The organism is Streptomyces curacoi, assembly GCF_001513975.1.
Taxonomy (GTDB): domain Bacteria; phylum Actinomycetota; class Actinomycetes; order Streptomycetales; family Streptomycetaceae; genus Streptomyces; species Streptomyces curacoi.
Genome location: NZ_KQ947989.1, coordinates 49,495 through 74,717, shown reverse-complemented (window position 1 = coordinate 74,717; position 25,223 = coordinate 49,495). Strand labels below are relative to the sequence as shown.

At 71.5% G+C, this 25,223-nt stretch carries 24 protein-coding genes; 9 read left to right on the top strand and 15 right to left on the bottom strand.

Going from position 1 to position 25,223, the window contains the following annotated elements; all coding sequences use genetic code 11:
- Positions 1–116 precede the first annotated feature (116 nt).
- Positions 117–1,436, bottom strand: a complete 1,320-nt coding sequence (locus AQI70_RS20580; protein ID WP_425264623.1) for a streptophobe family protein — start codon at positions 1,434–1,436, stop codon at positions 117–119.
- 166 nt (positions 1,437–1,602) lie between these two features.
- Here AQI70_RS20580 and AQI70_RS20575 point away from each other — a divergent pair, with 166 nt between their 5' ends.
- The gene (locus AQI70_RS20575; protein WP_062152200.1) at positions 1,603–2,058 is read left to right on the top strand and encodes an ATP-binding protein; all 456 of its coding nucleotides are present in this window, start codon (positions 1,603–1,605) and stop codon (positions 2,056–2,058) included.
- Positions 2,059–2,353: 295 nt separating this feature from the next.
- Positions 2,354–2,866, top strand: coding sequence for a helix-turn-helix domain-containing protein (locus tag AQI70_RS40685; RefSeq protein WP_062152198.1), 513 nt, complete (start codon positions 2,354–2,356; stop codon positions 2,864–2,866).
- A 15-nt stretch (positions 2,867–2,881) separates the two neighbouring features.
- Here AQI70_RS40685 and AQI70_RS20565 read toward each other — a convergent pair whose 3' ends face one another.
- The 3 genes from AQI70_RS20565 to AQI70_RS20555 form a co-directional block, all read right to left on the bottom strand.
- Positions 2,882–3,484, bottom strand: a complete 603-nt coding sequence (locus tag AQI70_RS20565) for a ClpP family protease (RefSeq protein WP_062152196.1) — start codon at positions 3,482–3,484, stop codon at positions 2,882–2,884.
- A gap of 1 nt (position 3,485) precedes the next feature.
- Positions 3,486–4,124: a ClpP family protease gene (locus AQI70_RS20560; protein WP_062152194.1), complete on the bottom strand. Its 639-nt coding sequence runs from the start codon at positions 4,122–4,124 to the stop codon at positions 3,486–3,488.
- 180 nt (positions 4,125–4,304) lie between these two features.
- A complete protein-coding gene (locus AQI70_RS20555; RefSeq protein WP_062152192.1) occupies positions 4,305–5,510 on the bottom strand; it encodes an epoxide hydrolase family protein in 1,206 nt (401 codons plus the stop codon).
- Between the two features lie 124 nt (positions 5,511–5,634).
- Between AQI70_RS20555 and AQI70_RS20550 the strand changes: the two genes are divergently transcribed.
- A complete protein-coding gene (locus tag AQI70_RS20550; RefSeq protein WP_062152190.1) occupies positions 5,635–6,117 on the top strand; it encodes a VOC family protein in 483 nt (160 codons plus the stop codon).
- A gap of 7 nt (positions 6,118–6,124) precedes the next feature.
- Here the strand turns inward: AQI70_RS20550 and AQI70_RS20545 are convergent, their stop codons facing one another.
- The 5 genes from AQI70_RS20545 to AQI70_RS20525 all read right to left on the bottom strand — a co-directional run bounded on the left by AQI70_RS20545 (position 6,125) and on the right by AQI70_RS20525 (position 11,917).
- Positions 6,125–7,033: an SGNH/GDSL hydrolase family protein gene (locus AQI70_RS20545; RefSeq protein WP_062152188.1), complete on the bottom strand. Its 909-nt coding sequence runs from the start codon at positions 7,031–7,033 to the stop codon at positions 6,125–6,127.
- 252 nt (positions 7,034–7,285) lie between these two features.
- Complete coding sequence (locus tag AQI70_RS20540) at positions 7,286–8,164, bottom strand: geranyl diphosphate 2-C-methyltransferase (RefSeq protein WP_062152186.1); 879 nt, start codon at positions 8,162–8,164, stop codon at positions 7,286–7,288.
- Between the two features lie 50 nt (positions 8,165–8,214).
- Positions 8,215–9,261, bottom strand: coding sequence for a family 2 encapsulin nanocompartment cargo protein terpene cyclase (locus AQI70_RS20535; protein ID WP_062152184.1), 1,047 nt, complete (start codon positions 9,259–9,261; stop codon positions 8,215–8,217).
- Between the two features lie 16 nt (positions 9,262–9,277).
- Positions 9,278–10,720, bottom strand: a complete 1,443-nt coding sequence (locus AQI70_RS20530; protein ID WP_062152182.1) for a family 2B encapsulin nanocompartment shell protein — start codon at positions 10,718–10,720, stop codon at positions 9,278–9,280.
- A gap of 189 nt (positions 10,721–10,909) precedes the next feature.
- Complete coding sequence (locus AQI70_RS20525) at positions 10,910–11,917, bottom strand: zinc-binding alcohol dehydrogenase family protein (protein WP_208607417.1); 1,008 nt, start codon at positions 11,915–11,917, stop codon at positions 10,910–10,912.
- A 151-nt stretch (positions 11,918–12,068) separates the two neighbouring features.
- Here AQI70_RS20525 and AQI70_RS20520 point away from each other — a divergent pair, with 151 nt between their 5' ends.
- Both AQI70_RS20520 and AQI70_RS20515 read left to right on the top strand, forming a co-directional pair.
- The gene (locus AQI70_RS20520; RefSeq protein ID WP_062152179.1) at positions 12,069–12,869 is read left to right on the top strand and encodes a VOC family protein; all 801 of its coding nucleotides are present in this window, start codon (positions 12,069–12,071) and stop codon (positions 12,867–12,869) included.
- 30 nt (positions 12,870–12,899) lie between these two features.
- A complete protein-coding gene (locus AQI70_RS20515) occupies positions 12,900–13,592 on the top strand; it encodes a ribonuclease H family protein (RefSeq protein WP_062152177.1) in 693 nt (230 codons plus the stop codon).
- Positions 13,593–13,613: 21 nt separating this feature from the next.
- Here the strand turns inward: AQI70_RS20515 and melC2 are convergent, their stop codons facing one another.
- Positions 13,614–14,438: a tyrosinase MelC2 gene (gene melC2 / locus AQI70_RS20510; protein WP_062152175.1), complete on the bottom strand. Its 825-nt coding sequence runs from the start codon at positions 14,436–14,438 to the stop codon at positions 13,614–13,616.
- A 34-nt stretch (positions 14,439–14,472) separates the two neighbouring features.
- Positions 14,473–14,844, bottom strand: coding sequence for an apotyrosinase chaperone MelC1 (gene melC1, locus AQI70_RS20505; RefSeq protein WP_062152173.1), 372 nt, complete (start codon positions 14,842–14,844; stop codon positions 14,473–14,475).
- Positions 14,845–15,190: 346 nt separating this feature from the next.
- Between melC1 and AQI70_RS20500 the strand changes: the two genes are divergently transcribed.
- Positions 15,191–16,402, top strand: coding sequence for an FAD-dependent monooxygenase (locus AQI70_RS20500; RefSeq protein WP_062152171.1), 1,212 nt, complete (start codon positions 15,191–15,193; stop codon positions 16,400–16,402).
- A gap of 7 nt (positions 16,403–16,409) precedes the next feature.
- On the opposite strand, the gene AQI70_RS20495 is transcribed toward AQI70_RS20500, so the two are convergent.
- Entirely contained in the window at positions 16,410–18,101 is a 1,692-nt protein-coding gene (locus AQI70_RS20495) for a cholesterol oxidase substrate-binding domain-containing protein (RefSeq protein ID WP_062152169.1), read from the bottom strand.
- 137 nt (positions 18,102–18,238) lie between these two features.
- Here AQI70_RS20495 and AQI70_RS20490 point away from each other — a divergent pair, with 137 nt between their 5' ends.
- Both AQI70_RS20490 and AQI70_RS20485 read left to right on the top strand, forming a co-directional pair.
- Positions 18,239–19,222, top strand: a complete 984-nt coding sequence (locus AQI70_RS20490) for an aldo/keto reductase (protein WP_062152167.1) — start codon at positions 18,239–18,241, stop codon at positions 19,220–19,222.
- 98 nt (positions 19,223–19,320) lie between these two features.
- Positions 19,321–19,827 (top strand): DUF6328 family protein, encoded by a 507-nt coding sequence (locus AQI70_RS20485; protein WP_062152165.1) that lies wholly within the window; start codon positions 19,321–19,323, stop codon positions 19,825–19,827.
- 22 nt (positions 19,828–19,849) lie between these two features.
- On the opposite strand, the gene AQI70_RS20480 is transcribed toward AQI70_RS20485, so the two are convergent.
- Complete coding sequence (locus AQI70_RS20480) at positions 19,850–20,884, bottom strand: hypothetical protein (protein WP_062152163.1); 1,035 nt, start codon at positions 20,882–20,884, stop codon at positions 19,850–19,852.
- Between the two features lie 117 nt (positions 20,885–21,001).
- A complete protein-coding gene (locus AQI70_RS20475) occupies positions 21,002–21,973 on the bottom strand; it encodes an LLM class F420-dependent oxidoreductase (protein ID WP_062152161.1) in 972 nt (323 codons plus the stop codon).
- Positions 21,974–22,085: 112 nt separating this feature from the next.
- On the opposite strand from AQI70_RS20475, the gene AQI70_RS20470 reads away from it, so the two are divergent.
- On the top strand, positions 22,086–23,522 hold the full coding sequence (locus AQI70_RS20470; RefSeq protein WP_062152159.1) for a serine hydrolase domain-containing protein: 1,437 nt from the start codon (positions 22,086–22,088) through the stop codon (positions 23,520–23,522).
- Here the strand turns inward: AQI70_RS20470 and AQI70_RS20465 are convergent, their stop codons facing one another.
- Positions 23,523–25,121 carry a serine/threonine protein kinase gene (locus AQI70_RS20465; RefSeq protein WP_062152157.1) on the bottom strand — a complete coding sequence of 533 codons (1,599 nt, stop codon included), beginning with the start codon at positions 25,119–25,121 and terminating at the stop codon, positions 23,523–23,525.
- Between the last annotated feature and the right edge of the window lie 102 nt (positions 25,122–25,223).

Genomic DNA, 25,223 nt, shown 5'->3' with positions numbered 1-25,223 from the left:
TCGGGGACGAGCTCCTGGAGTACGTCGACACCGGCGAGAGTCCGCGAAGGACGCGCCGAAACCGCCACCCCCGCTGGGCCGAGCCCGTCTTCCAGCGGTGAGCACGGCCCTGACCGTCATCGCCCCGGCCCATGGGCGCCGTCTCCTGGAGGGGCCTCGGTGACCTGGCCCCTGTGCCGTGCCGGCCGCGCCGGCAGCCCGCCGAGGAACCCGGCGAGCAGCCCCCACAGCAGCGCGAGCCCCACAGCGGTCCACACCTCGGGCCGCAGGAACAGCTCACCGCTCAGACCGCCGCCCAGGTCGCCGATGCCCAGGACCGACAGGCCGTGATGGGTGTCGATCCGGCCGACGAGGCAGATCATCAGCACTGTGAGCGCCAGCGCGACCGCCATGTGCACGGCGTGCTGCCAGGAACGCATCCGGGCCGGTGAACGCTTCGCCATCACGAACGCGGCGGCCAGCAACAGCACCGCGTCGACGGCGACCAGCCACCACACCCGGCCGTCGTGGTCGGCGAGCGTGCCCAGATTCAGCTCGGCGGTCTCCCGGCCGCGCAGCACCTCGTCGAGCACATGCGGCATGGGCAGCCCGAACGGCCCGTCCACCCGGCCGTTCCAGGTCGCGCCGAGCCCGATCGTCAGGGCGAGCCACACCAGGTTCGGCATACCGAGCAGGATCACCGCGAACGTGTCGGCCGGGTGCCCGCGGGTCGCCGCGACGACCAGGCCGATCACGACGCCCAGCCCGACGTAGGCGAGCAGCAGCACCACCATGGCGTACGCGGCCGGCCGCACCGACTCCTGGAAACGCAGCAGCCGGCCCGGCAGCGGAGCACCGCGCGACACCAGCAGGGCCAGCACCAGCACGCCCGCCAGCCACAGCAGACCGAAGAACGCGGTCGCCGGGACGTTCGTGGTGAAGCCGACCCGCAGTGAGATGCCGAACAGGTCGCCGAGGTCGCTCAGCGCGTCCTCGCCGAGGTCGCCGAGGGAGAGGGAGAAGGTCTTGCGGGCGGCGAAGGACAACCCCAGCAGAGCGAGCAGCCACAGGACGGCGATCCTCGCGGCCCATCCGGCCAGTTCCCCCGCGCCGGCCACCGCCCGGTGCCGCAGCGGCCGCAGAAAACCGGCGGCCAGGACGAGGGCGCCGGCCAGCGTGACGGACAGCGGGATCACGGTCAGCCCGGCGTCGGACTCCGCCAGCCATCCGGCGTTACCGGAGAGCTCGACCGTGCCGCCGACCGCCGTGACCACGGTCGCCGCGACGACCCGCGGGAAGGCGTTGTCCGGGAGTTCCGCGGCCCCGGCCGCCCACAGCCCCAGCGCGGCGACCACCCCCATCGCGACCAGCCCGGCCAGCACCGCGCCGAAAGCCTGCGCCCAGCCATGCCGGGCCACGGCCGGACGAGAGAGGGACAGCGAGCTCACCCTGCCCACGCTAAGCAGCGCCCCCGCGACGCGCCCGCCGGGAGGTCCGTCCGCGTCGGCTTTGCGGGCGTTGTGACGTACGGCGCGACCTGTACCGTGACTGCGCGGCTTCGCGCTGGGTACGAGGACAGATGCAGCAGCGTCCGGCCAGGTCCGGCTTCCGAGAGAGAAACGCATGATCGAGCACGTGGACGGGACAGTGATTCCGACTGGTTTCGACGTGCCCGTGGAACCGCTTCGGCGGGCGGCGCACTACAGCGGCGAACCAGGGTGCATCGCCGAAGCGCGGTCCTTCGCGGCGCGGTTCCTCGGCCGGCTCAGGACGGAGTGGTGCGCCACGATCGAGGCACCCGCCGAGGACAAGGTGCTCCTCGTGGTCAGCGAGCTGGTCACCAACGCCGACCGGCACAGCAACGGTCCGTACATCCTGGAGCTGGAGGGCACGGACGACGCGGTGGCCGTCTGCGTGTACGACAGCAGCTCCGCCCTGCCCCTGCGCTACCCCAGGGATCCGGAGCGGGTCGGCCGGCACGGGCTGGAGATAGTGCACGCGCTGGCCGCGGAAATCGCCGTGGAACGCGTACCGGTCGGCAAGCGGGTACGTGCGGTGCTGCGGCTGACCGACGAGTGACGGTCGCGTCCGGAAAATCGGTGGCGGCCCGGATGGCGACCACCTCGTCGGATACCTGAGCGACCAGCGGCTGACGTTCGAGATGAACGCCATCTCGCCGGCGTCGAGCACCTTGCGGGAGCGGATCGACGGCCGGGTCGGGCAATAGCAGCGCACCCCCGCGGACGGTCCGCCAAGTCCTTCGGCGGAGCCAGGAGTTGACCTGTCCCGTCCCGCTCCTCGCCCGGCGCTCGATTTTTCCCAGGGCGGAACGCCGATGCCTTCCCCTGGCGGCCAGGGCTCCTAGGCTGGGCAGGTGAGCAAACAAGCGCCGAACGAAGCCCGCGTCATTCCCCTGCGCCCGCCCGCCGCTCGCCCGCCCGCCGTACGTCCGTCGGCCAGGCGCCCGGGAACGACCCGCCCCGCGTCCGAACGCCCTGCCACCGCGGCGCCCGCGCCCGCCGCCACACCGTCGGCGCCTGCCGCCACACCGCCCGCAGCGCCCCAGGCACCCGCGCCCAGGGAACCCCTGTGGCGCGACCTGATCGGCGACGTCCTGCGCCGCGAGCGCCTCGCCCAGGAGCGCACGCTCAAGGACGTGGCCGACGCGGCCAGGATCTCCATGCCGTACCTCTCGGAGGTCGAGCGGGGCCGCAAGGAGGCCTCCTCGGAGGTCCTCGCGGCCGCCGCCCACGCCCTCGGGCTCGGCCTCGGCGACCTGCTGTCGCTGGCGCAGGGCGAGCTCGTCCGGCTCGCCGGCCGCCGGGTGCCGGGCGGCAGCCGCGGCAGGACCGGTGCGCCGCACGACGGGCTGTGCCTGGCGGCGTGAGCGCGCGCCGGCGTCTCAGACCCCCACGAGGCGCCGGCTCACCACCTCGTCGGCCAGGCCGTACGCCACCGCCTCCGGCGCGGTGAACACCTTGTCGCGGTCCATGTCCGCGCGCAGCGTCGCGATGTCGTGGTGGGTGTGCCGGGCCAGCACCTCCTCGACCTGCGAGCGGATCCGCACCATCTCCTTGGCCTGGAGGGTGAGGTCGGAGATCGCGCCCCGGCTGCCGCCGGTGGCGGGCTGACCGAGCAGCACACGCGCGTGCTCCAGCACGAACCGCCGCCCCGGATCCCCTCCGGCCAGCAGTACGGCGGCCGTGGACGCCGCCTGCCCCACGCAGAACGTGGAGATCGGCGCCTGTACGTACGTCATGGTGTCGTAGATCGCCATGAGCGAAGTGAACGAGCCGCCGGGGGAGTTGATGTAGATCGCGATCTCGCTCTCCGGCGCCGCCGACTCCAGATGGAGGAGTTGGGCGATGACGACGTTGGCGACGCCGTCGTCGATCTCGGTGCCGAGGAAGATGATCCGTTCCGACAGCAGCCGGCTGAAGACGTCGGAGGAGCGCTCGCCGTGCGCGGTCCGCTCGACGACGTACGGAATCGTGTAGTTCCCCATGTCACAGCCCCATCCGTCGCTTCGAGGCGGCCGGGCGGACGTCGGCGAGCGACTCCAGGACCCGGTCAACCATGCCGTACTCCCTGGCCTCCTCGGCCGTGAACCAGCGGTCGCGGTCGCCGTCCCGGGCGATGGTCTCCGGGCTCTGGCCCGTGTTCTCGGCGAGGAGCCGCTCCATGGTCCGCTTGCTGTGCTCCAGGTTCTCCGCCTGGATCTCGATGTCGGCGGTGGTGCCACCGATGCCCGCCGACCCCTGGTGCATCATGATCCGCGCGTTGGGCAGGGCGTACCGCTTGCCGGGCGTGCCGCCGCAGAGCAGGAACTGGCCCATGCTCGCCGCGAAGCCCATGGCGAGCGTCGAGACGTCGTTGGGGATCAGCCGCATCGTGTCGTAGATGGCCAGGCCCGCGTACACCGACCCGCCCGGGCTGTTGATGTACAGGCTGATGTCGGTGCGCGGGTCCTCCGCCGACAGCAGGAGCAGCTGGGCGCAGACCCGGTTGGCGGAGGCCTCGGTGACCTCGGTGCCGAGGAACACGATGCGCTGGCCGAGCAGTTGGGCGGCGAGGTGGTCGTCGAGGCGCGTCGGCGGGGTGTCACCGTCCTCGGCCCGGGGCGTGAGCGTGGTGAGTGGAGTCATCGGTTCTCCTCGTGTGGCGGGGAATGCCGTCGACTCCACTGTCGACCTCGGACGGGGCCGGGATGCGGATTCTCTGCCCGCGGCAGATTCGCTGCGGGCAGAGCGGGCACTCAGCCCTGCTCACACACTGGCCGTCAGCCCTGCTCACACAGTGGGTCAGCCCTGCTCACACACTGGCCGTCAGCCCTTCTCGCGCAGTTGCCGGAAGAAGGCGCGTACGTCGTCCACGAGCAGGTCGGGCTCCTCCATGGCCGCGAAGTGCCCGCCCCGGTCGAGCTCGGTCCAGCGGACGATGTTCTCCGTGCGCTCCGCCTTGTGGCGCAGCGGGATCTGCGGGTCGCCGGGGAAGGACGCCACCGCGGTCGGGGCGGTCGAGGGCTCGTGCGGGGCGGCGACCCGGTCGCCCTTGGCGTGGGCGCGCTCGTAGTAGACCCGGGCGGACGAACCCGCCGTGCCCGTCAGCCAGTACAGCATCACGTTCGTGAGCATCAGGTCCCGGTCCACGGCCTCCTCGGGCAGCTGCTCGGAGTCGGTCCACTCCCGGAACTTCTCCACGATCCAGGCGAGTTGGCCGACCGGCGAGTCCGTCAGCGCGTACGACAGGGTCTGCGGCCGGGTGGACTGCACATGGAAGTAGCCCGTCCCGTCCCGGAACCACTGCGCCCACCGGCGCCACGAGGTGAGCGTCCGCTCCCGCTCCGCGGGGCTCAGCGCCGCCAGTTCCTCGGGGGTCGGCTCGGTGGCCGCCTGCGCGCCGGGCAGCAGATTGAGGTGGATGCCGATGACCCGGCCGGGGTGGACCCGGCCCAGCTCGCGGGAGATGGCCGCACCCCAGTCGCCGCCCTGGACGCCGAACCGCTCGTAGCCGAGGCGCGTCATCAGCTCGGCCCACGCGTCGGCGATCCGGCGGGCCTCCCAGCCGGTCTCCCGGGTGGGGCCGGAGAACCCGAAGCCGGGGATGCTCGGCAGGACCACATGGAAGGCGTCGGCGGGGTCGCCGCCGTGCGCGGCCGGGTCCGTCAACGGACCGACGACGTCCAGGAACTCGACGATCGACCCCGGCCAGCCGTGCGTGATGATCAGCGGGGTGGCGTCGGGCTCGGGTGAGCGGATGTGTGCGAAGTGCACGTGCGCGCCGTCGATCTCGGTGGTGAACTGCGGCCACTCGTTCAGCCGCGCCTCCGCCGCCCGCCAGTCGTACTCGTGCCGCCAGTAGCGCACCAGCTCGCGCAGGTAGTCCGACGGCACGCCGTACGCCCATCCCACTCCGGGCAGCTCGTCGGGCCACCGGGTGCGGTCGAGGCGGTCGTGCAGGTCGTCGAGGTCGCTCTGCGGGATGTCGATGCGGAAGGGATGGATGCCGTTGTGGGCGGGCGCAGTCGTCATGACCGCGATGCTAGGTCCGAACGGTGTAACGGCCACCTGGATTGATCGGCCACGCAACCGATGAGTTTCGCGGCCAGGACCGGTCGACACAGGTGACAGCGTTCCGCACGCCCAGGAGGTACTCATGGCCACCGACGGATTCACCACGTGTCTCTGGTTCGACAACGAGGCCGAGGAAGCCGCCCACTACTACGTCTCGGTCTTCAAGAACTCCAGCGTCGGCAAGGTCGCCCGCTACCCCGAGGGCGCCCCGCGCCCGGCCGGCACCGTGCTGACCGTCGAGTTCACGGCCAACGGCCAGAAGTTCGTCGCGCTGAACGGCGGCCCCGAGTTCAAGTTCAACGAGGCGATCTCCTTCCAGATCTTCTGCGAGAACCAGGAGGAGATCGACCACTACTGGACCAAGCTCACCGAGAACGGCGGCGAGCCCGGCCCGTGCGGCTGGCTCAAGGACAGGTACGGGGTGTCCTGGCAGGTCATCCCGGACCGGCTCGACGACCTGGTCGGCGACCCGGACCCGGCGAAGGCGCAGCGTGCCATGACGGCGATGCTGTCGATGCACAAGCTCGACATCGCCGCCCTGGAGAAGGCCCACGCGGGCGAGTGAGCCCGCCCTACAGGTGCTCGCGGACCACCCGCGTGATCTCCCGGGCCATCCGCAGGATCCCGGGGGAGCGGACCGGGCACGGCTTCGGCGTCGAGGTCGTGGGCGCCAGACAGAAGTGCAGGTAGTCGTCGTCGCGGTGCAGGGCCGTCCGGCCACGGTCCGGCTGGGTGCAGTACTCGGCGTGTTCCTGCTCGTACGCCGTGCACGGCAGGTACTGGACCCAGGAGTAGCGGGCCCCTGCCGCACTCACCGCCCTGCCCGCGTCGGCCACCAGGTCGCCCGAGGCGTCGGCCCGCAGCTCGTACAGGGCGTTGACGCGCCGGATCCGGTCGGGGGTGATCGGGTCCGGGCCCTGGAGCACCCAGACGATCCGTGCGTCCCCGGCCGCGGCGATCTGGTCGGCGAGCCGCTTCAGGTCGGCCTGGTACCGCTGGAAGTACTTCTCCGGGGAGGCGTCATGGGTGATGCCGTCCATGCAGGGCGTGTAACCCCAGGCGTTCCCCCAGAACTGCAGCACCACGAAGTCCGGCCGCAGCCTGCGCACCAGGGCGGCCGCCTTGTCCTGGACCGGCACGAGGGACCGCTCGCCCGTGCCCTCCAGGTAGTCGCACGGCGTGGTGCCCGAGTAGGGGGCGCTGGTGTACTCCGCCCGCACCTCGCGGCGCAGCTCACGCCCCACCACCTCCTGGGCCTCCATGGCGAGCGAGTCGCCCAGGTACAGCACGGCCGGTGCCGTCACGGGCGCACGCGAAGCCTTCCCCGCACCGCTCGGCGAGGCGGGCGCCCGCTGCTGTGTGGTGCCCGCCGCCTCCGGGACCTCCGAAGGCGGCGCGGCCTCGGGCCCGGACGCCGGGTCCCCGCACGCGCCGAGCAGCACACCGGCCAGCACCAACCCCACGATCCACGGCTTCCGCATACGGCAACTCCCGCCCCGGACACCGAAAACGGCTCCCCAGGCAAGCACAGCAGGGCCCGAGGGGGAAGACCCATGTCGGCCTCCAGCCGGAACGCGACAGGGAGCACCCATGTCGGCCGTCAACCGGAACACGACAGGGGGAGCCCCCGTGCGCATCGAGATCCAGGTCGAGGACGCCCCCGGGCCGAGCCGCGCCGGATGGCGACCGTGCTCGACGCGGCGGTGGCCGGGCACGTGTCCGAGGACTGCGCCTCACACGCGGTCCGCCGCGATCAGCAGGTACTGGAAACTGCCGTTGCGGTACGCGGTCAGGAACGTGTCCTCGATGCCCGTCACCAGGTGGTCCGCCTCGCGGCGCAACTCCCAGTAGGGCAGGGTCGCCTCGGTCAGGTCCTGCACATGGACCGGGACGAGCCGGTTGCGGGCCATGGCCCGGAAGTACGCCGAGCGCGGATGGATGTCGCAGATGTAGTGGGCGTTGATGAGGGACACCTCGCGGGAGGCGCGCCCGTAGGTGTCGTTGTAGCAGCCGGTGATCACCACGTAGCGGCCGCCGCGGCGCAGCAGCCGGGCGTGCTCGGCGAACAGCAGGTCCAGCTCGACGTACATGGTGGACTCGTTGTTCCACGAGGCCGCGAACGCCCCGGACGGCAGCCCGGTGTCGAGCATGTTGCGGCAGTGGTAGCGCACCTGGTCGTCGATGTCCCGCTTGCGGGCCTGCTCGTTGGCGAACTCGGCCTGCTTGGCCGAGATCGTGACGCCGTCGGCCTGGCAGCCGTACCGCAGATGCGCCACGACACTGCCGCCGCCGCGTCCGCACCCGGCGTCGAAGACCCGGTCGGCGGGCGTCAGCGGGCCGAGCCGTTCGGCGAGCAGTTCCGCCTGGGCGTGTTCCAGCCGGTGCAGTTCGGCGGTGATGCGCTCCCGGCGCCGCAGGGAGTCGGGTTCGTCGAGCACGGAGCGGTCGGCCTCGCCGATGCCGTAGTGATGGTGGTACAGGTCGTCGATCTTTCCGAGTTCGAGGTTGACCGGGTTCTCCTCGGCGTTCCAGTAGTCCGCGACCCGGGTCTGATACGTGGACTGGGACGGCACCGGGGCGGTGGTGGTGCCGGCTTCGGGGGCGATGGTCAACGGTGACTCCTCGTGCTGGGGACGGTGACGCTCTGTCATTCGATGGCGCTCTACCAGTAGTTGGGCAGGTGGTAGCGGTGGCTGTTGGTGGCGTGCCACTCGTGGTTGCCGGCCACCCAGTCGGACAGGCTCCGGGTGTAGCGCTCGACGAGGGGCGAGGCGGCGGACAGCAGGGCCGACTCCTCCTCGAAGGCCGCCATGATCCGGTTGTGGATCTCGACGGCCTTCAGATAGGCGGCCTTGAGCCCGCACCGCTCGTTGGCCGCGATGACCTGCGGCAGGTTGAGGTGCGTCGGATCGCTCGCCAGCTCCTTGGTGAAGGAGTACAGGTCGTTGACGATCGTGGTCGCGTTGCAGGCGAGCGCCGTGATCCGCTGGATCTCGGGGCGAACGTAGACCGCCTCGGGCAGTTCGTAGCCGTCCACGGCGTCCACGATCGACAGACAGGGACGGAAGTTGTTGAACTGCCGCATCACCAGGTACTCCCAGACCCGTGGCACATACCGGGTCTCCGCCCAGGCGGCCTCGGCAAGATAGCCCAGATGCAGCCGGGCGATGTCGTGCACGAAGCGGTCGGTCTGACTGGGCGTGGCGAAGGCGGCGTAGTCCTTCAGGGCGAAGTGGTACGAGCGCAGCGGACCGTCGGCCCGCACGCCGTGGCGCCACTCCTCCTCCAGCTCGGGGATGCCGTGGTACGGGTCGATCGCCGACTGGGCCATGATCAGCCGGCCCCCGAGGCCCCGGCGCGCGCCGCCCCGGCCCTCGTCCTCCTCGCAGTAGCAGGAGTCGACGACGTTCTCGGCGAGCAGCAGCTCCCCGGCGACGGTCAGCCGTTCCAGATCGGCCGCCTCCGGGTGCTGGAGCACCACGGCCCGGCCGAACTGGAACCCCGAGAAGTCCCCCTTCCAGGCCTCGGGGAACAGCTCCAGGCGCCGGGCCCAGGCCTCCAGCCTGCGGTCGACCTCCGCGGCCTTCTCGGGGTCGGCGGGGGCGACCTGCCGGTGCCGCAGCCCTGGAATCGCCCCGCCGCGCCGGGTGCGCAGGGTGCTCGCCACATTCGGCGGGCCCGGCGGACAGAAGGCGGACGACGTGCTCATGGGGTGCTCCACGCGGTCACTCGGCCGTCCGGCCGATCTGGGCGTTCTCGAGGATCCCGACCGCGTCGGGGACGAGGATCGCCATCGAGTAGTAGGCGGTGACGAGGTAGCGGATGATCGAGTTGCCGTCGATGCCCATGAACCGCACGTTCAGACCGGGCTGGTACTCCTCCGGGATCCCGGTCTGGTACAGCCCGATGGTGCCCTGGTCGCCCTCGCCGGTGCGCAGCGCGATGATGCTGCTGGTGTTCTGCGGGCTGATCGGGATCTTGTTGCAGGGGAAGATCGGGACACCGCGCCACGCCGGGATCTCGTGCCCTTCGACACTCGCCGTGCCGGGTACCAGGCCACGCCGGTTGCACTGCCGGAAGAACGCCGCGATCGCCTTCGGGTGGGCGAGGAACAGCTTGGTCTTGCGCCGCATGGACAGCAGTTCGTCCAGGTCGTCGGGGGTCGGCGGTCCGGCGAAGGTGCTGATGCGCTGCCCGTAGTCGGCGCTGTGCAGCAGCCCGAACTCCCGGTTGTTGACCAGCTCCCACTCCTGGCGTTCGCGGATCTCCTCGATGGTCAGCCTCAGCTGCTGCTCGGTCTGGTTCATCGGGTCGTTGTAGAGGTCCGCGACCCGGGTGTGGACGCGCAGCACGGTCTGCGTCAGGGACAGCTCGTACTCGCGCGGGGCGAGTTCGTAGTCCACGAAGCCGCCGCTGATGGTCGGCTCGCCGACATGCCCGGCCTGCACCGGGACGTCTGCCTCGCCCTTGCGGTTCATGGGCAGGCTCTGACGCGCGGCGTAGGCCTCCAGGTGCGCCGCGAGGGACGGCACCCGCTCGGTGAACTCCTGGACCACGGCCCAGGGGAGCACCAGCAGCACGCCGGCGGTCTCCGCCCGCACCGAGCTCAGCCACAGGGGGTCGGGCCGGCTGATGGCCTCGTCGCCGATCTGGTCGCCGTCGGTGACGACGCCGAGGATCTCCTCCTCGCCGTACTTTCCCTCCGCGAAGCGGGTGAACCTGCCGTGCACGACGAGGTACGCCTCCGTCACGGGCTGCCCGGCCTCGACCAGCACCTGGCCGGCGCGGACCTCCCGGACCCGGAACCGGGTGGCGACCTCCCTGAGGACCTCGGTGTCGGCGTAGCCGCGCAGCACCGGCAGTTCGGTGAGGGTCTCGGGGATGACCTTGATGTCGTCGGCGCCGTTGTGCTCGAACTGCACCCGCCCCCGGCCCACGCGGAGCTGCAGACGGCGGTTGACCCGGTAGGCGCCGCCCTTCACGTCCACCCAGGGCAGCATGCGCAGCAGCCAGCGCGAGCTGATGGCCTGCATCTGGGGTTCGGACTTGGTGGTCGTGGTGAGCTGCCGGGCAGCCTGGGTGCTGAGGCTGGTGAGCTGACCGTCGGACCGGGGATCGGGAGCAGGTTCGTCGATGGTGGGACCGGTGGCGCCGTCCGGTGTGGACACATTCCCTCCCAGGAGGTGAGCGGGCTGGCCAAGCGCGTGCTCCAGCCAAACAGCCGTGACGGCGGCCGGGTCAGGGCGCGAAAGGGGCGGGTTCGCTCCCTGGAGGCGAAAACATGCCGGATGGTGCGGTTGGCGCACCTTGTGGGTTCTCACACCTCTTGGGTGCTTCCGCGCGCCGTGAGGCGCTGTTCATGACAGGTCGTTCACCAGCACGGCGGCCCCGTCGAAGCGGCCCTGTCCCAGATCCCGCAAGGCGTCCGAGGCCCGCGAGAGCGGATAGATGTGCGTGGTCGCGCGCACACCGTGCCGAGCGGCCAGTGCCAGGAACTCCCGCCCGTCCTCCCGCGTGTTGGAGGTGACGCTGCGCAGCTCCTTCTCGTAGAACAGCTCGCTCTCGTAGCGCAGCGGCGGTACGTCGCTCAGATGGATCCCGGCGATCGACAGCACCCCGCCCCGGTCCAGGGCCCGCAGCGCGACCGGGACCAGATCGCCGACCGGGGCGAACAGGATCGCGCTGTCCAGCGGCTCGGGCGGCATCTGGTACGCATCGCGCGCCGAGGCGGCCCCCAGGTCCAGCGCCAGCCTCCGGGCGGCGGCGCCCCGCGTCAGAACGTGCACGGTGGCGCCCTCGGCGAGGGCCACCTGCGCGCACAGATGAGCGCTGCCCCCGAAGCCGTACAGCCCGAGCCGCCCGCCCGGCGGCAGCGCGGCCCGCCGCAGCGCCCGGTAGCCGATGATCCCGGCGCACAGCAGCGGCGCGCACGCCACGTCGTCGAGCCCGCCGGGCAGCCGGTAGGCGAACGCGGCCGGCACGGTCGTGTACTCCGCGTAACCTCCGTCGGCGTCCCAGCCCGTGTAGCGCGAGGCCGGACAGAGGTTCTCCGCCCCACGCGCGCAGTAGGCGCACGTCCCGTCGGTCCACCGCAGCCAGGCCACCCCCACCCGCTCCCCGACGGCGAAGCCGCGCACCGCCGCCCCGGACCCCGCGACCACGCCGACGACCTCGTGCCCGGGTGTCACACCGGGCCGGTGGACCGGCAGATCACCCTCGGTGACATGCAGGTCCGTGCGGCACACCCCGCACGCGCGCACCCGCACGAGCAGCTCTTCGTCCCCCGGCACGGGGACCGGCTTCTCGACCAGCCGCAGACCGCCCTCCGCCACCGGCCCCGGCTTCAGCACCGACCACGCGCGCATCGTCCCGTCCGCCATACCGCGCCCCGATCCGTCGCAGAGCCGCCGTGTCCCCCCCAGTCTGTAACGGAGGGACGCATTCGGCGCGCGGCCGGACGAGGCGATGACTAGCGTGAGGAACCGGACAACCGCCGATTCGGAAAGGTCCGCAGTCATGGCCGTACAACCAGAGGGAACGCCCTGTTGGGTTGATGCGATGTTCAGCGACGTCGAGGGAGCCAAGAGCTTCTACGGCGACGTCCTCGGCTGGACCTTCGGCGAGGCGTCGTCGGAGTACGGCAACTACACCCAGGCCTACGCGGACGGCAAGGCGGTCGCCGCCGTCGTGCCGCCCATGCCCGGCCAGGAGGGCCAGTCGGCGTGGTGCCTGTACTTCGCCGCGTCCGACGCCGCCGCCACCGCCGAGAAGATCCGGGAGCGCGGCGGCGAGGTGCTGATGGAGCCGATGCAGGTCGGCGAGTTCGGCACCATGTGCCTGGCCCGCGAGCCCAGCGGCGCCGTCTTCGGCGTCTGGCAGGCCGGCACCCACGAGGGCTTCGAGGCGTCGATGGAGCAGCCGGGCGCGTTCTGCTGGGCCGAGGTCTTCACCCGCGAGCCCGAGAAGGCCGACGCGTTCCTGTCCGCCGTCTTCCCGTACTCGATGAAGCAGATGCAGGACGACGCGATCGACTTCCGCATGTTCAACCTCGGCGACAAGACCGTCCTCGGCCGGATGAGGATGACCGAGGAGTTCCCGCCCGAGATCCCCTCGTACATCAACGTGTACTTCACCGTCGACAACTGCGACGACGCGGTCGCCAGGGCCACCAAGCTGGGCGCCCAGCTGCGCTTCGGCCCGATGGACAGCCCCTTCGGCCGGTTCGCCGCCCTCAGCGACCCTCAGGGCGCGAACTTCTCGGTGATCGACATCAGGACGACGGCCGGGGAGATGCCGCAGAGCACCGACGTCTCCTAGAGCGTTTCGGAGCCCTCACGCGGCCATGGCATGATCGATCCCATGCGTGAACGTGTTGTGGCCGCGTGCGACGGGGCTTCGAAGGGAAACCCCGGGCCGGCGGGCTGGGCCTGGGTCGTCGCCGACGAGACTCAGGCTCCGGTCCGCTGGGAGGCCGGGCCGCTCGGCAAGGCGACCAACAACGTCGCGGAACTCACCGCACTGGAACGGCTGCTCACGGCGACCGACCCCGGCGTACCGCTGGAGATCCGCATGGACTCGCAGTACGCCATGAAGGCCGTCACCACCTGGCTGCCGAACTGGAAGCGCAACGGCTGGAAGACGGCCGCCGGCAAGCCGGTCGCCAACCAGGACCTGGTGGTACACATCGACGAACTGCTCGACGGCCGTACCGTCGAGTTCCGCTACGTCCCCGCCCACCAGGTCGACGGCGACCCGCTCAACGACTTCGCCGACCGCGCCGCCAGCCAGGCCGCCACCGTGCAGGAGGCCGCGGGCAGCGACCTCGGCTCACCGGAGCCGCCGCCCTCGCCGGACACCCCGCCGGCCAAGGCTCCGCGCCGCCGCTCCCCGGCCGCCCGGAAGAACGGCGGCTCCGCGCGCACCATCAAGGCCAAGTTTCCCGGCCGCTGTGTCTGCGGTCGCTCCTACGCGGCGGGCGAGCCCATCGCCAAGAACGCCCAGGGCTGGGGTCACCCGGAGTGCCGTACCGCCGAGGTCTGACCGGCGGACCGGACGGACGGCTCAGGCCGCGTCGAAGGTGTAGTGCGCGGTGTGGTCCAGCAGGTCGGCGGGGCGCACGTCGTTCCAGGGCTTCATCGTGTCGTTGAGGTCGACCACGTTCGGCGTCCCGACGGCCGGCACATAGCCGGAGCGGGGGTGCCGCCGCTGCCAGTCCGCCCACAGCTTGTCGATGTAGGCGTGGTGCAGCCAGAACACCGGGTCGTTGGGGGACACCCCGGTCGCCATCTGCCCGCCGACCCACACATGGACGCGGTTGTGCAGATTGACGCCGCGCCAGCCCTCCAGGTGGTTGCGGAAGCCGTCCGAGGCGCTGTTCCAGGGCGCCATGTCGTACGTCGGCATGGCGAGCACGGACTCCACCTCGGCCCGGGTCGGCAGCTCCCGTACGGCGGTGCCGAGCGAGCGGCGCAGGAACGTACGGCCGTCGACGCGCACATTGATCGGCCAGTTGCCGGTCGACGCGGCGAACGGCCCGTCCATCACCTGGCCGTCGAGGCTGCGCCCGGTGCCGCCGAGGAAGTCGGGCCCCCACAGCGAGGAGCGTATCGAGCGGTCGGCGCTCCAGTCCCAGTAAGGCAGTGCGACCGAGGCGTCCACCTCCTGCAGGGCGCGCTCGAACTCGAGCAGGAATCTGCGGTGCCAGGGCAGGAAGGACGGTGAGCGGTGGCCGGTGCGTTCCCCGTTGTCGGTGTCGCCGACGATGAAGGCGTTGTGCGTGGTGACGAACTCGTCGTAGCGGCCGCTGCGCTTCAACTCCAGCAGGGCGGCGACGAATCGGCGCTTCTCGTCGGCGGTCAGCAGGGCCTGGTTCTTGCGGACGGTCATGGTCGCAGGTGCTCCAAAGTGCGTGTGGGGCAGGTCAGTTGGCGGGGAAGGGCAGGAGTGGGGCGCCCTGCAGCTCGTCCACGGCGGCGCGGGCGGCGGCGCGCGGCGTGGGCACCGGGTCGTAGTGGCTGACGACGCTGATCCAGCTGCCGTCGGCGTTGCGCATCACATGCAGCTCCACCCCGTCGACGAACACGGCGTATCCGGCGCCGTGATGCTGGTGGCCGCCGCCGGAGACCGGCCGGCCCTGTATTCGGCGGCCCTTGTAGACCTCGTCGAAGGACTGCGGGGAGTGGTGGTCGTGCCCGGCGGCGGGCGCGGTGGGGGCGAGGACCGTCTGAACACCGGCCGCGGTGGCGAACACGGCCGCGGCGGTGAGCGCACGGCGACGGCTTATCTCTGGCATGCGGAGCTCCTGGATCGTTCAGCTGATGACTCCGCATGCCTATCGGGCCGGGGGAGAGCGGGAGAAATCGGTCGGGAGTGGTTGGCTCCGATCCGGACAAGTGCCCACATGTCATAGAAGATTGAACGAAGATGATCTTGCTGGGAACTGTGCCCGCGTGTCCGCGGAATGAGGAATTCCTTCTCCTGGAGCCCCCGTCTCGGGTGATCTCTCGCGATTGCCCGTGTCGCGAGTGGTCTGCCTCACCCCTCGAAACTGGCGCGATCCGGCATGCGCGAGGTGCCGCGCCCGCGCTGCTACCCTCCCGAAGTAAAATGACCGATTTATAGAATTAGTGGGGGTATGAGTGAAGGTTGCCTGCGTCGGCGGCGGGCCCGCCGGCCTCTATCTCTCGGTCCTGCTGAAGCTGCGGGACCCGTCCCACGACATCACCGTCCACGAACGCGACCCGGAGGGCTCCACCTACGGCTGGGGCGTCACCTACTGGCGCGGACTGCTCGACAAGCTGCGCGAACAGGACCCCGAGTCGGCGCGTGCCATCGAGGAGAGCTCGGTCCGCTGGAGCGAGGGCGTCGCCCACGTCCGGGGACTGACGACCCGCAGGGCCGGTGACGAGGGGCACGGCATCGGCCGCCACCGGCTGCTGGCGATCCTCGCCGAACGCGCCCGCTCGCTGGGCGTACGGCTGGAGTTCGAGCACGAGGTCAGGCCGGAGAACCTGCCCGTCGCCGACCTGGTCGTGGCGGCCGACGGCGTCCACAGCGCCCTGCGCACCCGGCACGCCGACCACTTCGGCACGGACATCAGAGCCGGGCGCGACCACTACATCTGGCTCGGCACCACCAAGGTCTTCGACGCCTTCACCTTCGCCTTCGTCGAGACCGACCACGGCTGGATCTGGTGCTACGGCTACGCCTTCGGCCCCGAAGGCAGCACCTGCGTAATCGAGTGCGCCCCAAAGACATGGACCGGCCTCAGCCTCCACACCGCGGACGAGGCCGACGGACTCGCCCTGCTGGAGAAGCTCTTCGCCGACGTCCTCGACGGCCACCCCCTCCTCGGCCGCTCCCGCGCCGACGGCAGCGCGCAGTGGCTGACCTTCCGCACCCTCACCAACCGCACCTGGCACCGCGGCAATCTCGTCCTGCTCGGCGACGCCGCCCACACCACCCACTACTCCGTCGGCGCCGGTACCACCCTGGCGCTGGAGGACGCCATCGCCCTCGCCCGCTCACTGCACGAGCACGCCGCCCTCGCCCAGGCCCTCACCCGCTACGAACAGCAGCGCAGGCAGGCCCTGTTGTCCCTCCAGAGCGCGGCCCGCTACAGCGCCCACTGGTACGAGAACCTGCCCCGCTACATCCATCTGCCGCCACACCAGATGTTCGCCCTGCTCGGCCAGCGCCACTCGCCCCTGCTGCCCCACGTGCCGCCCCGGCTGTACTACCGGATCGACCGGGCGGCCGGGCGACTGGAGGCCCTGCGCCGCCTCAGACGCCGGCTCGGTCCGAAGGTCGCTCGCGCCGTGCACGCCAGGGCACTGGCATCCCGCGAGTAGCCGTACCTCACCGGAACAACCGGTCCAGGAAGGCGTTTCCGAACACCCCATGGGGATCGAGCCGGTCCAGCGCCCCTGACGCCTGCGCCCACGCGTCCTCCCCGAAGGTGCCGGGCACGACGGTGCCCAGCACCTCGCCGTCGCTCCAGGCGGAGTCCTTCGTGTAGGCCCAGCCCTTCGACCACTCGACACGGGTCATGGCGTACCCGCCGTCGAAGGTGCGCAGCAGGAACCGCTCGATCTGGCTCAGGAACGCCTCCGCGTACGGTGTCCCGGGCAGCGTCAGGATGTTCAGCCACACGGCGGTGTCCCACTCGGGGCGGTCACCGCGCGGCCCGATCGCCGACAGCAGCGGGGTCCGCGCCCCGTCCAGGCCCACGTCCGCGGGATCGTCGAGGCCCGTCACCCGGATCTCCACCGAGCCGTTGACCGGGAACTGCCCCCGGCCGGCGTACGCCGCGAGCCGCTCCCGGTAGAACGCGGTGAACTCGGCGACCACCTGCTGAACCTGCGCCCGGCTGGTGAGCACCGCGTACCCGTTCGTGGCGATCCTCAGCGTCGTCGGCCTCAGATACAGCAGCGTGTTCTTCGACGGCCCCCAGATGTCCGCCGACAGCGTCGCCACCAGCCCGAGCTCGGCCGCGTCGTACTGCGCGTTGCCGAGCACCGGCGCCAGATACCAGGCCCCGTCCGACACCATGTGCCCGACCAGCTCCGCCACCGGGCGCGGGACGCTGTCGGAGAAGGGGTAGTTGTACGGCGTCGTCACATGCCGCGAGGTCAGCGGCCGGGTGGGGGAGACGCTCCACACCTTCAGCCACGGGTACTCGGTGAAGGCGAACCAGATCGCCTCGGCGCGCCCGGCCCGGTCCAGGAAGCTCGCGAAGGTGCGTCCGCCGGCGCCGGGCGCGGCGAAGAGCTCGCCGGCCGGGATGTCCGTACGGCTGACGCACCGCAGGCCGGTGTTCGCGCCCACGCGCAGCACGACCTCGGTGACCAGGGAGCGGCCGAGATGGGTGAGCAGCGCGGCGCAGTCCGCCTCGTCGCGGTGGTACGTCCGCAGCGCGTACGCGCCACTGGCCTCGTCCCAGACGACGGCCGTCAGCGACAGCACCAGGTTGCTCAGCGAGCCGTACGTGTGGCCGGGGAGGCGCTGTTCGCCCCGCGCCGGTACGGCGGTGCCGTGCGCGTCGACGGCCAGGGCGCCGCCCAGGGTGAGGTTGCCGGGTGCGGGCGCGGCGGTGACGCCGAGGCCGTGCTCCTCCAGGTAGGTGAGCAGGGCCTCCAGGGTGACGCCGGTGCCGGCGCGCACGGAGGACGGCGACCGGAGGGACAGGCCGGTGAGATGAGCGGCGGTGTCGACGAGGAGGACCGGCGCGTCCGACGGCAGGCCCTGTGTGACCGTCAGCGGTGACCAGCCGTGCGAGGCGCCCCGGGCGCGCACTCTCCAGCCGTGCCGCCACGCCCAGTTGACGACGGCGACCACCTGCTCCGGGGTGCCCGGGGCACAGGCCCACAGTCCGTCGGCGGTGATCTCGCCGACCCAGTTCCGGTACGCCGAGCGGTACAGGGCCACATCCGCCGGGAAGTCGGGCAACTCCTGTGCCGCGACGGCCGGATCCGCCGGAAGAAGGGCCGGTACGGCGGCCAGGGCGGCGGCGGTGCGGAGGAAGCCCCTGCGGCTGAAGTCGTCGGTCACGCGGCCACGCTAGGGACCCCCTTGACACGCGTCGCCCGACTGTCGAACTGATTCACTCGTGTGAGTGACGGACGCGCAGGCGGACACACGGCGGGGGCGGCTCCGCGCAGGTACATGACGAATGACACACTGACGCCATGGAAGAGCGTGCAATCGGTAGGTCGGGTCAGCGGGCGTCCGTCGTGGGTCTCGGTACGTGGCAGCTGGGCGCCGACTGGGGAGACGTCGACGAGAAGGAAGCCCTGGCGGTGCTGGAGGCGGCGGTCGAGTCGGGGGTGACCTTCTTCGACACGGCCGACGTGTACGGCGACGGACTCAGCGAGCAGACCATCGCCCGCTTCCTGAGCGGCAGGCCCGACCTGGACATCCTGGTCGCGACCAAGATGGGCCGCCGCGTCGACCAGATCCCCGAGAACTACGTCCTCGACAACTTCCGTGCCTGGAACGACCGTTCCCGGCGCAACCTCGGCGTGGACCGCCTCGACCTGGTCCAGCTGCACTGCCCGCCAACGCCCGTCTACTCGACGGACGAGGTGTTCGACGCCCTGGACACCCTGGTCGAGGAGGAGCGCATCGCCGCCTACGGCGTCAGCGTGGAGACCTGCGCCGAGGCGCTGACCGCCATCGCCCGGCCGGGCGTGGCCAGCGTGCAGATCATCCTGAACCCGTTCCGCATGAAGCCCCTGCGCGAGGTGCTGCCCGCCGCCCAGGAGGCGGGCGTGGGCATCATCGCCCGGGTCCCGCTGGCCTCCGGCCTGCTGTCGGGCAAGTACACCAAGGACACCGTCTTCCCCGCCAACGACCACCGCACCTACAACCGGCACGGTGAGTCCTTCGACCAGGGCGAGACCTTCTCGGGCGTCGACTACGAGTCGGGTGTGGAGGCCGCAGTCGAGTTCGCCGGCCTCGCGCCGGAGGGCTTCACACCGGCCCAGCTGGCGCTGCGCTGGATCATCCAGCAGCCGGGCGTGACCACCGTGATCCCGGGCGCCCGCTCGCCCGAGCAGGCCCGCGCCAACGCGGCCGCCGCCGGTCTTCCGGAGCTGTCCGAGGACACGCTCACCGCGATCCGGGGCCTCTACGACCGGCGGATCAAGGGTCAGGTGGAGGGCCGCTGGTAGGTCAGTGGTGGGGCAACCGCCCGGTGGGCCGGACAGAATCCCCGCTCAGCGGGTACTCGCGGGACTGAGGGACTCAGGTCGTTCGAACCCGGGAGGACATGGTGACGGCCACCGAAGGCGGTGCAGCCAGGCGCAGGGGACGCAACGAGACCGCGGAGGAGAGAGCCGACCGCATGTGGGTCGAGCTCCTGCAGGAGGTCCGCGTGGCCCAGATGGGCGTGCAGATCCTGTTCGGGTTCCTACTCACCGTCGTCTTCACCCCGAAGTACAACGACCTGGAGCCCACGGACCGGACCATCTACATCGTGACGGTCGTGCTGGGCGCCGCCGCCACCGGCGCCCTGATCGGCCCCGTGTCCCTGCACCGGCTGGTGTCCGGGCGGCGCATCAAGCCGAAGGCCGTGGAGTGGGCCTCCCGGCTGACCTTCGTCGGCCTGGTCCTGCTCCTCGTCACCATGGCGGCCTCGCTCCTGCTGATCCTGCGGGTCGCCACACAGGACGGCTATGTGCCCTGGCTGGTCGCGGCGGTGGTCCTGTGGTACGTCCTGTGCTGGTTCGTGCTGCCGCTGTGGACACGTCACCGCTACACAGAGCGTGAGCGGTGACGCGCCGGCGGCATGAGCCCGACTACTCGGGCCGGGCCGCGCCCGACCGTGCCCCGCGCAGTGCCGTGATGCACGTGGAGATGGCCTGCTGGAGCTCCTCCAGCTGCTGGACCATGTCGTCCTCGACGAACTCCTGCACATCGTCGAAGGTCAGCTCCTCGAAGACCTTCGTCGCCTTCTGCAGGCTGCTGTAGAACTTCGTCCGCCGCTCCTGGACACGCAGCTCGGGATCGGCCTCCACGGCCTCGACGACCAGGGACTTCAGGGTGTCGTAGGCCTCGGTGGCCCACTCGCCGGAGTCCTCGTCCTCCTCCAGCTCTTCGATGAGCGACAGATGCCGCTCCGCCTCCTCGCGCAGGTCGGCGGGCGCCTCGACGGTCTGCCCGGCCGGGGTCCTGATCTGGCCCGACTCGGCAATCTGGCGGACATAGCCGATCCGGTCGGCGGCCCGGCTCTCACTGGCGACGGCCTTCTTCAGGTCGTCGGTGCGCACGACGTCCCGCGCCAACTCGGCCTGCAGCTCCGGGTCTTCGCGGACCCGGTCGAGCAGCGCCTGGCGGGCCGCGCGGGCGGTCGAGGGGTCGGCGAGGATCGCGGCGCGCAGCGCGGTGGGGTTCTCGGCGACCTCCAGGGCCTTGGTGGGGCGAATGCCCTCGGCCTCGGCGGCCTCGGCGATGGCGGTGCCGCGCTCGGAGCCGGCGCTGCTGCGGGAGACGTAGTAGCTGAGCCACACGTCGGCGTCCGGCAGCTCCACCTCCTGACCGGGGGCGAGCGCCTCGAAATGCGGGACGAGTCCGTCGTCGGCGGCCCGGTCCCAGGCCTTGTAGTAGCGCATGACACGCTCGGGAGAGCACCCGGCGAGTTCGGCGAACTCCTTCGCGGACACCTTCGGTGTCTCGCCCGCGCTCTGGCCGCCGGGCCGCACGCTGCGCGCCACCCTCAGGCCGAAGGCCCATCCTCCGGTCCGCGCGTAGACCCCGAACTCGCGCGCGTCCCGCGCGACGAGTTCGGACAAGGGCGCGGGGGACGTCTCGGACGGGGCGGTCGCCAGACTCACGGATGACTCTCCTGTACGGGCTGCTCGGACTGCAAAAGTGCAGACCAGAGCTTATGGCACCGGCGGACGGCGCTACCGCCGCCCGGGGCGCGGCCCGGCGCCGTGCGAGCGGCGCGGTCAGCCGAGGGCGTCCCGCAGCGCGGGCAGCAGCGTCTTCTCCGCCCAGTCGAGATACGGCAACTGCGCATCGCCCCCGATCTGCACCAGGGCGATCTCGGTGAACCCGGCCTCCGCGTACGGGCGTACCGCTTCGACGAACTCCTCCGGGTCGTCGCCGCACGGGATCGAGGACGCCACGTCGTCGGGTGTGACGTACTGCGTGGCCGACTCGAAGGAGTCGGGGTGGGGCAGCTCCGAGTTGACCTTCCAGCCGCCGCCGAACCAGCGGAACTGGGCGTGTGCCCGCTTCACGGCCGTGTCCCGGTCCGGGTCGTGACAGACCGGCAGCTGCCCCACGCGTGGCTTGCCCGCTCCGCCGTGCCGGTCGAACGCCTCCAGCAGACCCGACTGCGGCTCCGTGGCGATGACCAGGTCGGCGAGCCGGCCCGCGAGAGCGCACGACTGCTCGCCCGAGACGGCGATACCGAGGGGCGGCGGCTCGTCGGGCAGGTCCCACAGCCGGGCCGACTCCACGTCGAAGTGGGTGCCCCGGTGGTTCACATGGCCGCCCTTGAAGAGCGCGCGGATGATCTCCACGGCCTCCTCCAGCATCTCGTGCCGCACATCGACAGAAGGCCAGCCACCGCCCACCACGTGTTCGTTGAGGTTCTCCCCGGAGCCGAGGCCCAGCCGGAACCGGCCCTGGGACAGCAGCTGCATCGTGGCCGCCTTCTGGGCCACCACCGCCGGGTGGTAGCGGAAGGTCGGACAGGTGACGTACGTCATCAGCGGGATCCGCGAGGTCGCCTGGGCGGCGGCGCCGAGCACGCTCCACGCGTACGGGGAGTGGCCCTGCGTGCGCAGCCACGGAAAGTAGTGATCCGACGTCACGGAGAAGTCGAAGCCCGCCTCCTCGGCGCGGACCAGGTGGTCCACCAGCTCCCGGGGGCCGGCCTGCTCGGTCATCATCGTGTATCCGATCTGCACCATGCGGCCCGAGTCCCCGGACAGCCGTGGGGAAAACGGGACGGACGGGGCAGGCCGCGGCCCGGGGCCGCACGACCTCCCGGTTGCCGGACGAGCCCCGGGAGAGGATGACCGCATGAGTGTTCGCCCGCTGCCTTCGAGCGCCCCCGCCGCCCAGGGCGTCGACGCCTCCGGTGTCCTCGCCTTCCTCGACGCCCTCGACGCCGCCCCCGGCATCGAGCCGCACAGCCTGATGATCATGCGGCACGAGCATCTCGTCGCGTCCGGCTGGTGGGCGCCGTACACCCCTCAGCGCCCGCACCTGCTCTACTCCATCAGCAAGAGCTTCACCGCGACCGCCGCCGGGATCGCCGCCGCCGAGGGGCTGATACGGCTGGACGACCCGGTGATCTCGTACTTCCCCGAGCTCGACGCCGACATCACCGATCCGCGCAGCCGCGCGATGCTCGTGCGGCACGTGGCGTCCATGGCCAGCGGGCACGAGACCGACACGATCTTCGCGGCGCGCGACCTCGACCGCGAGGATCTCGTCCGCGGGTTCCTCCTGGTACCCCCGGCCCGCGATCCCGGAACCGTCTTCGCGTACAACCAGCCCGCCACCTTCACGCTCGCCGCCATCGTCCAGCGCGTGAGCGGCCAGTCACTGACCGAGTACCTGCGGCCGCGGCTGCTGGACCCGCTGGGCATCGGCGAGGTCTCGTGGCTGCGCGACCGCAGCGGCCGGGAGCTCGGCTTCAGCGGGCTGCACGCCACCACCGACGCGATCGCCCGGCTCGGCCGGCTGTATCTGCGGGGCGGGGTGTGGGAGGGCGAGCGGCTGCTGCCCGAGTGGTGGGTGGCCGAGGCCACGCGCCCGCAGATCCCGAACGCCGGTGTCATGCCCGGGGACGACTGGCAACGCGGCTACGGCTTCAAGTTCTGGATGTCCCGGCACGGATACCGCGGGGACGGCGCGTTCGGCCAGTTCTGCCTGGTGCTGCCCGAGCAGGACGCCGTGATCGCGACGACCGCGGACACCTGGGACATGCAGACGCTGCTGAACCTGGTCTGGGAGCATCTGCTGCCCGCCTTCCGGCCCGCACCCCTGACCGGCGGCGAGGCGGCGGACGTGGCCCTGGCGGAGCGGCTGGCGGGACTGGCGGTGCCGCCCGCGGCCGGCAAACCCGCACCGCCCGAGCGGGCCCAGGCCTGGTCCACCGGCGCCTTCACCCCCTCCGGCGGGGTCTGCGGGCACCTGCCCGGGCTGACCGCGGTCGACCTCATGCCGGGCGCGGACGGCTGGACCCTGACGCTCACCGAGGACGGCCATCCGCTTCGGCTGGGGCTCGGGCAGGCCGGGTGGACCGTCTCCGAGGAGCCGGTGCCCACCGCGGTGAGCGGCGGCTGGACCGACGCGGACACCCTCGCCGTGGACATCGCCTTCCTGGAGACCCCGCACCATCTCGACGTGACGTGCTCGGCCAAGGACCGGACCTTCACGGCGCGTTGGCGCACGGACCCGCTGCACGGCCTGCCCCTGCGGGCGATGCGCGCACCCCGCGCGTCGGCCTGATCAGTCCTCGGGCACCCGGAACGTCGTGAGGAAGACGTCCAGCGCCTGCCGGTTGGCAGACTCCTCCCAGTCGGCCTCCGGGGTCGTCCAGCGCAGGGAGTAGCCGCGATGGTCGCCGATCAGAAAGCCGCGGCCGAAGGTGCGGACCTCGGTGCCGTCGGCCTTGGAGAGCCACTGCATGTCGGCGGCCTCGTACCCCTGGTACGTGGTCGCCTTGATCTCGCCGATCCGCCGGAACGTGCCGGCCTGCCGCAGACCGGGCTCCACATCGTCGCGCCACACGGTGACGGGGTCCGGGCCGACGCGTTCGCTGTAGGTGACCGCGAGGGTGCGCGGATCGTCCTCGGCGCCGAAGGTCACCCGGTACGCCAGGTCGGAGGCGCGCGTGGTGCGCAGGGGTGCCCAGCCCTTCGGGAGGGCGAGGGAGAAGCCCTCCGGTGACCTGTACGTCCGGAAACCCGGGGGCAGAGCCGTGTCCGAGGCGGAGGCGGTGGGCGTCGGCTCCGCCGTGGGGGACGGGGTGGGCTCCGGGGCGGGGGACGCCGTGCTGGGGGCCGGGCTGGTGGGCTCCTCGGTGGCGGCCGACGGTCCGGGCGCCGTATCGGCCGCCGAGGGGCCCGAGTCGTCCGGCCGGCCGCTGGTCACCACCAGGACGGCCGCCACCACGGTGACCACGGCGAGGGCGGTCCCGGCGACCATGGCGCGCCTTCCCCAGCCCGGCCCGACGGCGTACAGGCCGCGCAGCCGGGGGCGCGGTGCCGACTGCGGGGCCGCCTCGGGGTCCTCGTTGAGGACGCGGACGAACGCCTCACGGACCACCGGCCGGCTCAGCCGCTCCCGGGAGTCCTTGCGCAGCAGCCCCTGCACGGCCTGGGTGAGCGGCCCGGCGCGCATCGGGGCGCGCAGCGGCAGCCGGTCCACGCCCTTCAGCGTGGCCTCGGGCCGGTCCCGTTCCCGATACGGCGGGCGCCCCTCGACCATGGTGTAGAGGATCACGCCGAGCGCCCACAGATCGGACGCCGGCCCGATGCGCTCGTCGCGGGCCTGTTCGGGCGAGGCGTACGACGGCGCGGCGACCCGGGGCGCCAGGGTCGCGCCGGCCAGCCCGAAGCCGGTCACCACGACCGAGCCCTCGTCGCGGACGAAGACCTGGCCCGGGCTCAGCTCGCCGTGCGTGATGCCCGCGACGTGCGCTGCTTCCAGCACGTCGAGCAGTTCGAGGCTGATGCGCGCGGCCCGGACGAAGTGGAACGTGCCCTGCTGGGTGAGGAGTTCGCCCAGCGGCGTACCGTCGATCCACTCGGTGACGATCCACAGGCTCCCGGACTCCTCGACGGCGTCCAGGACGGTGGCGACCCGGCCCGGGCGCAGCAACGCCATCCGTTCGGACGTCCGCAGAATGCGCGAGGTGGTCCGGCGCCCGGCGTCCGGGCAGGGATCGTCGGGGAGCCCGATCTGGGTGAGGAGGCACGGACGTTCGGTCTCCATGTCCTCGCCGTAGTAACTGACGCGGTTGGTCTCGCGCTGGACGACATCGACGAGCCGGTACCTTCCGGCGACCAACTCGGCTGTGGAGACGCGCGCCTTGACCATGGCCATCCCTCGCTGAACCCCTGGTTCTCATTTCCCACAGGAAGTACGGAGAGCGCGACAGGGTGTGTTCAACGAAATCCCCAACTAAAAGACTTCTCCTTTCCTTTG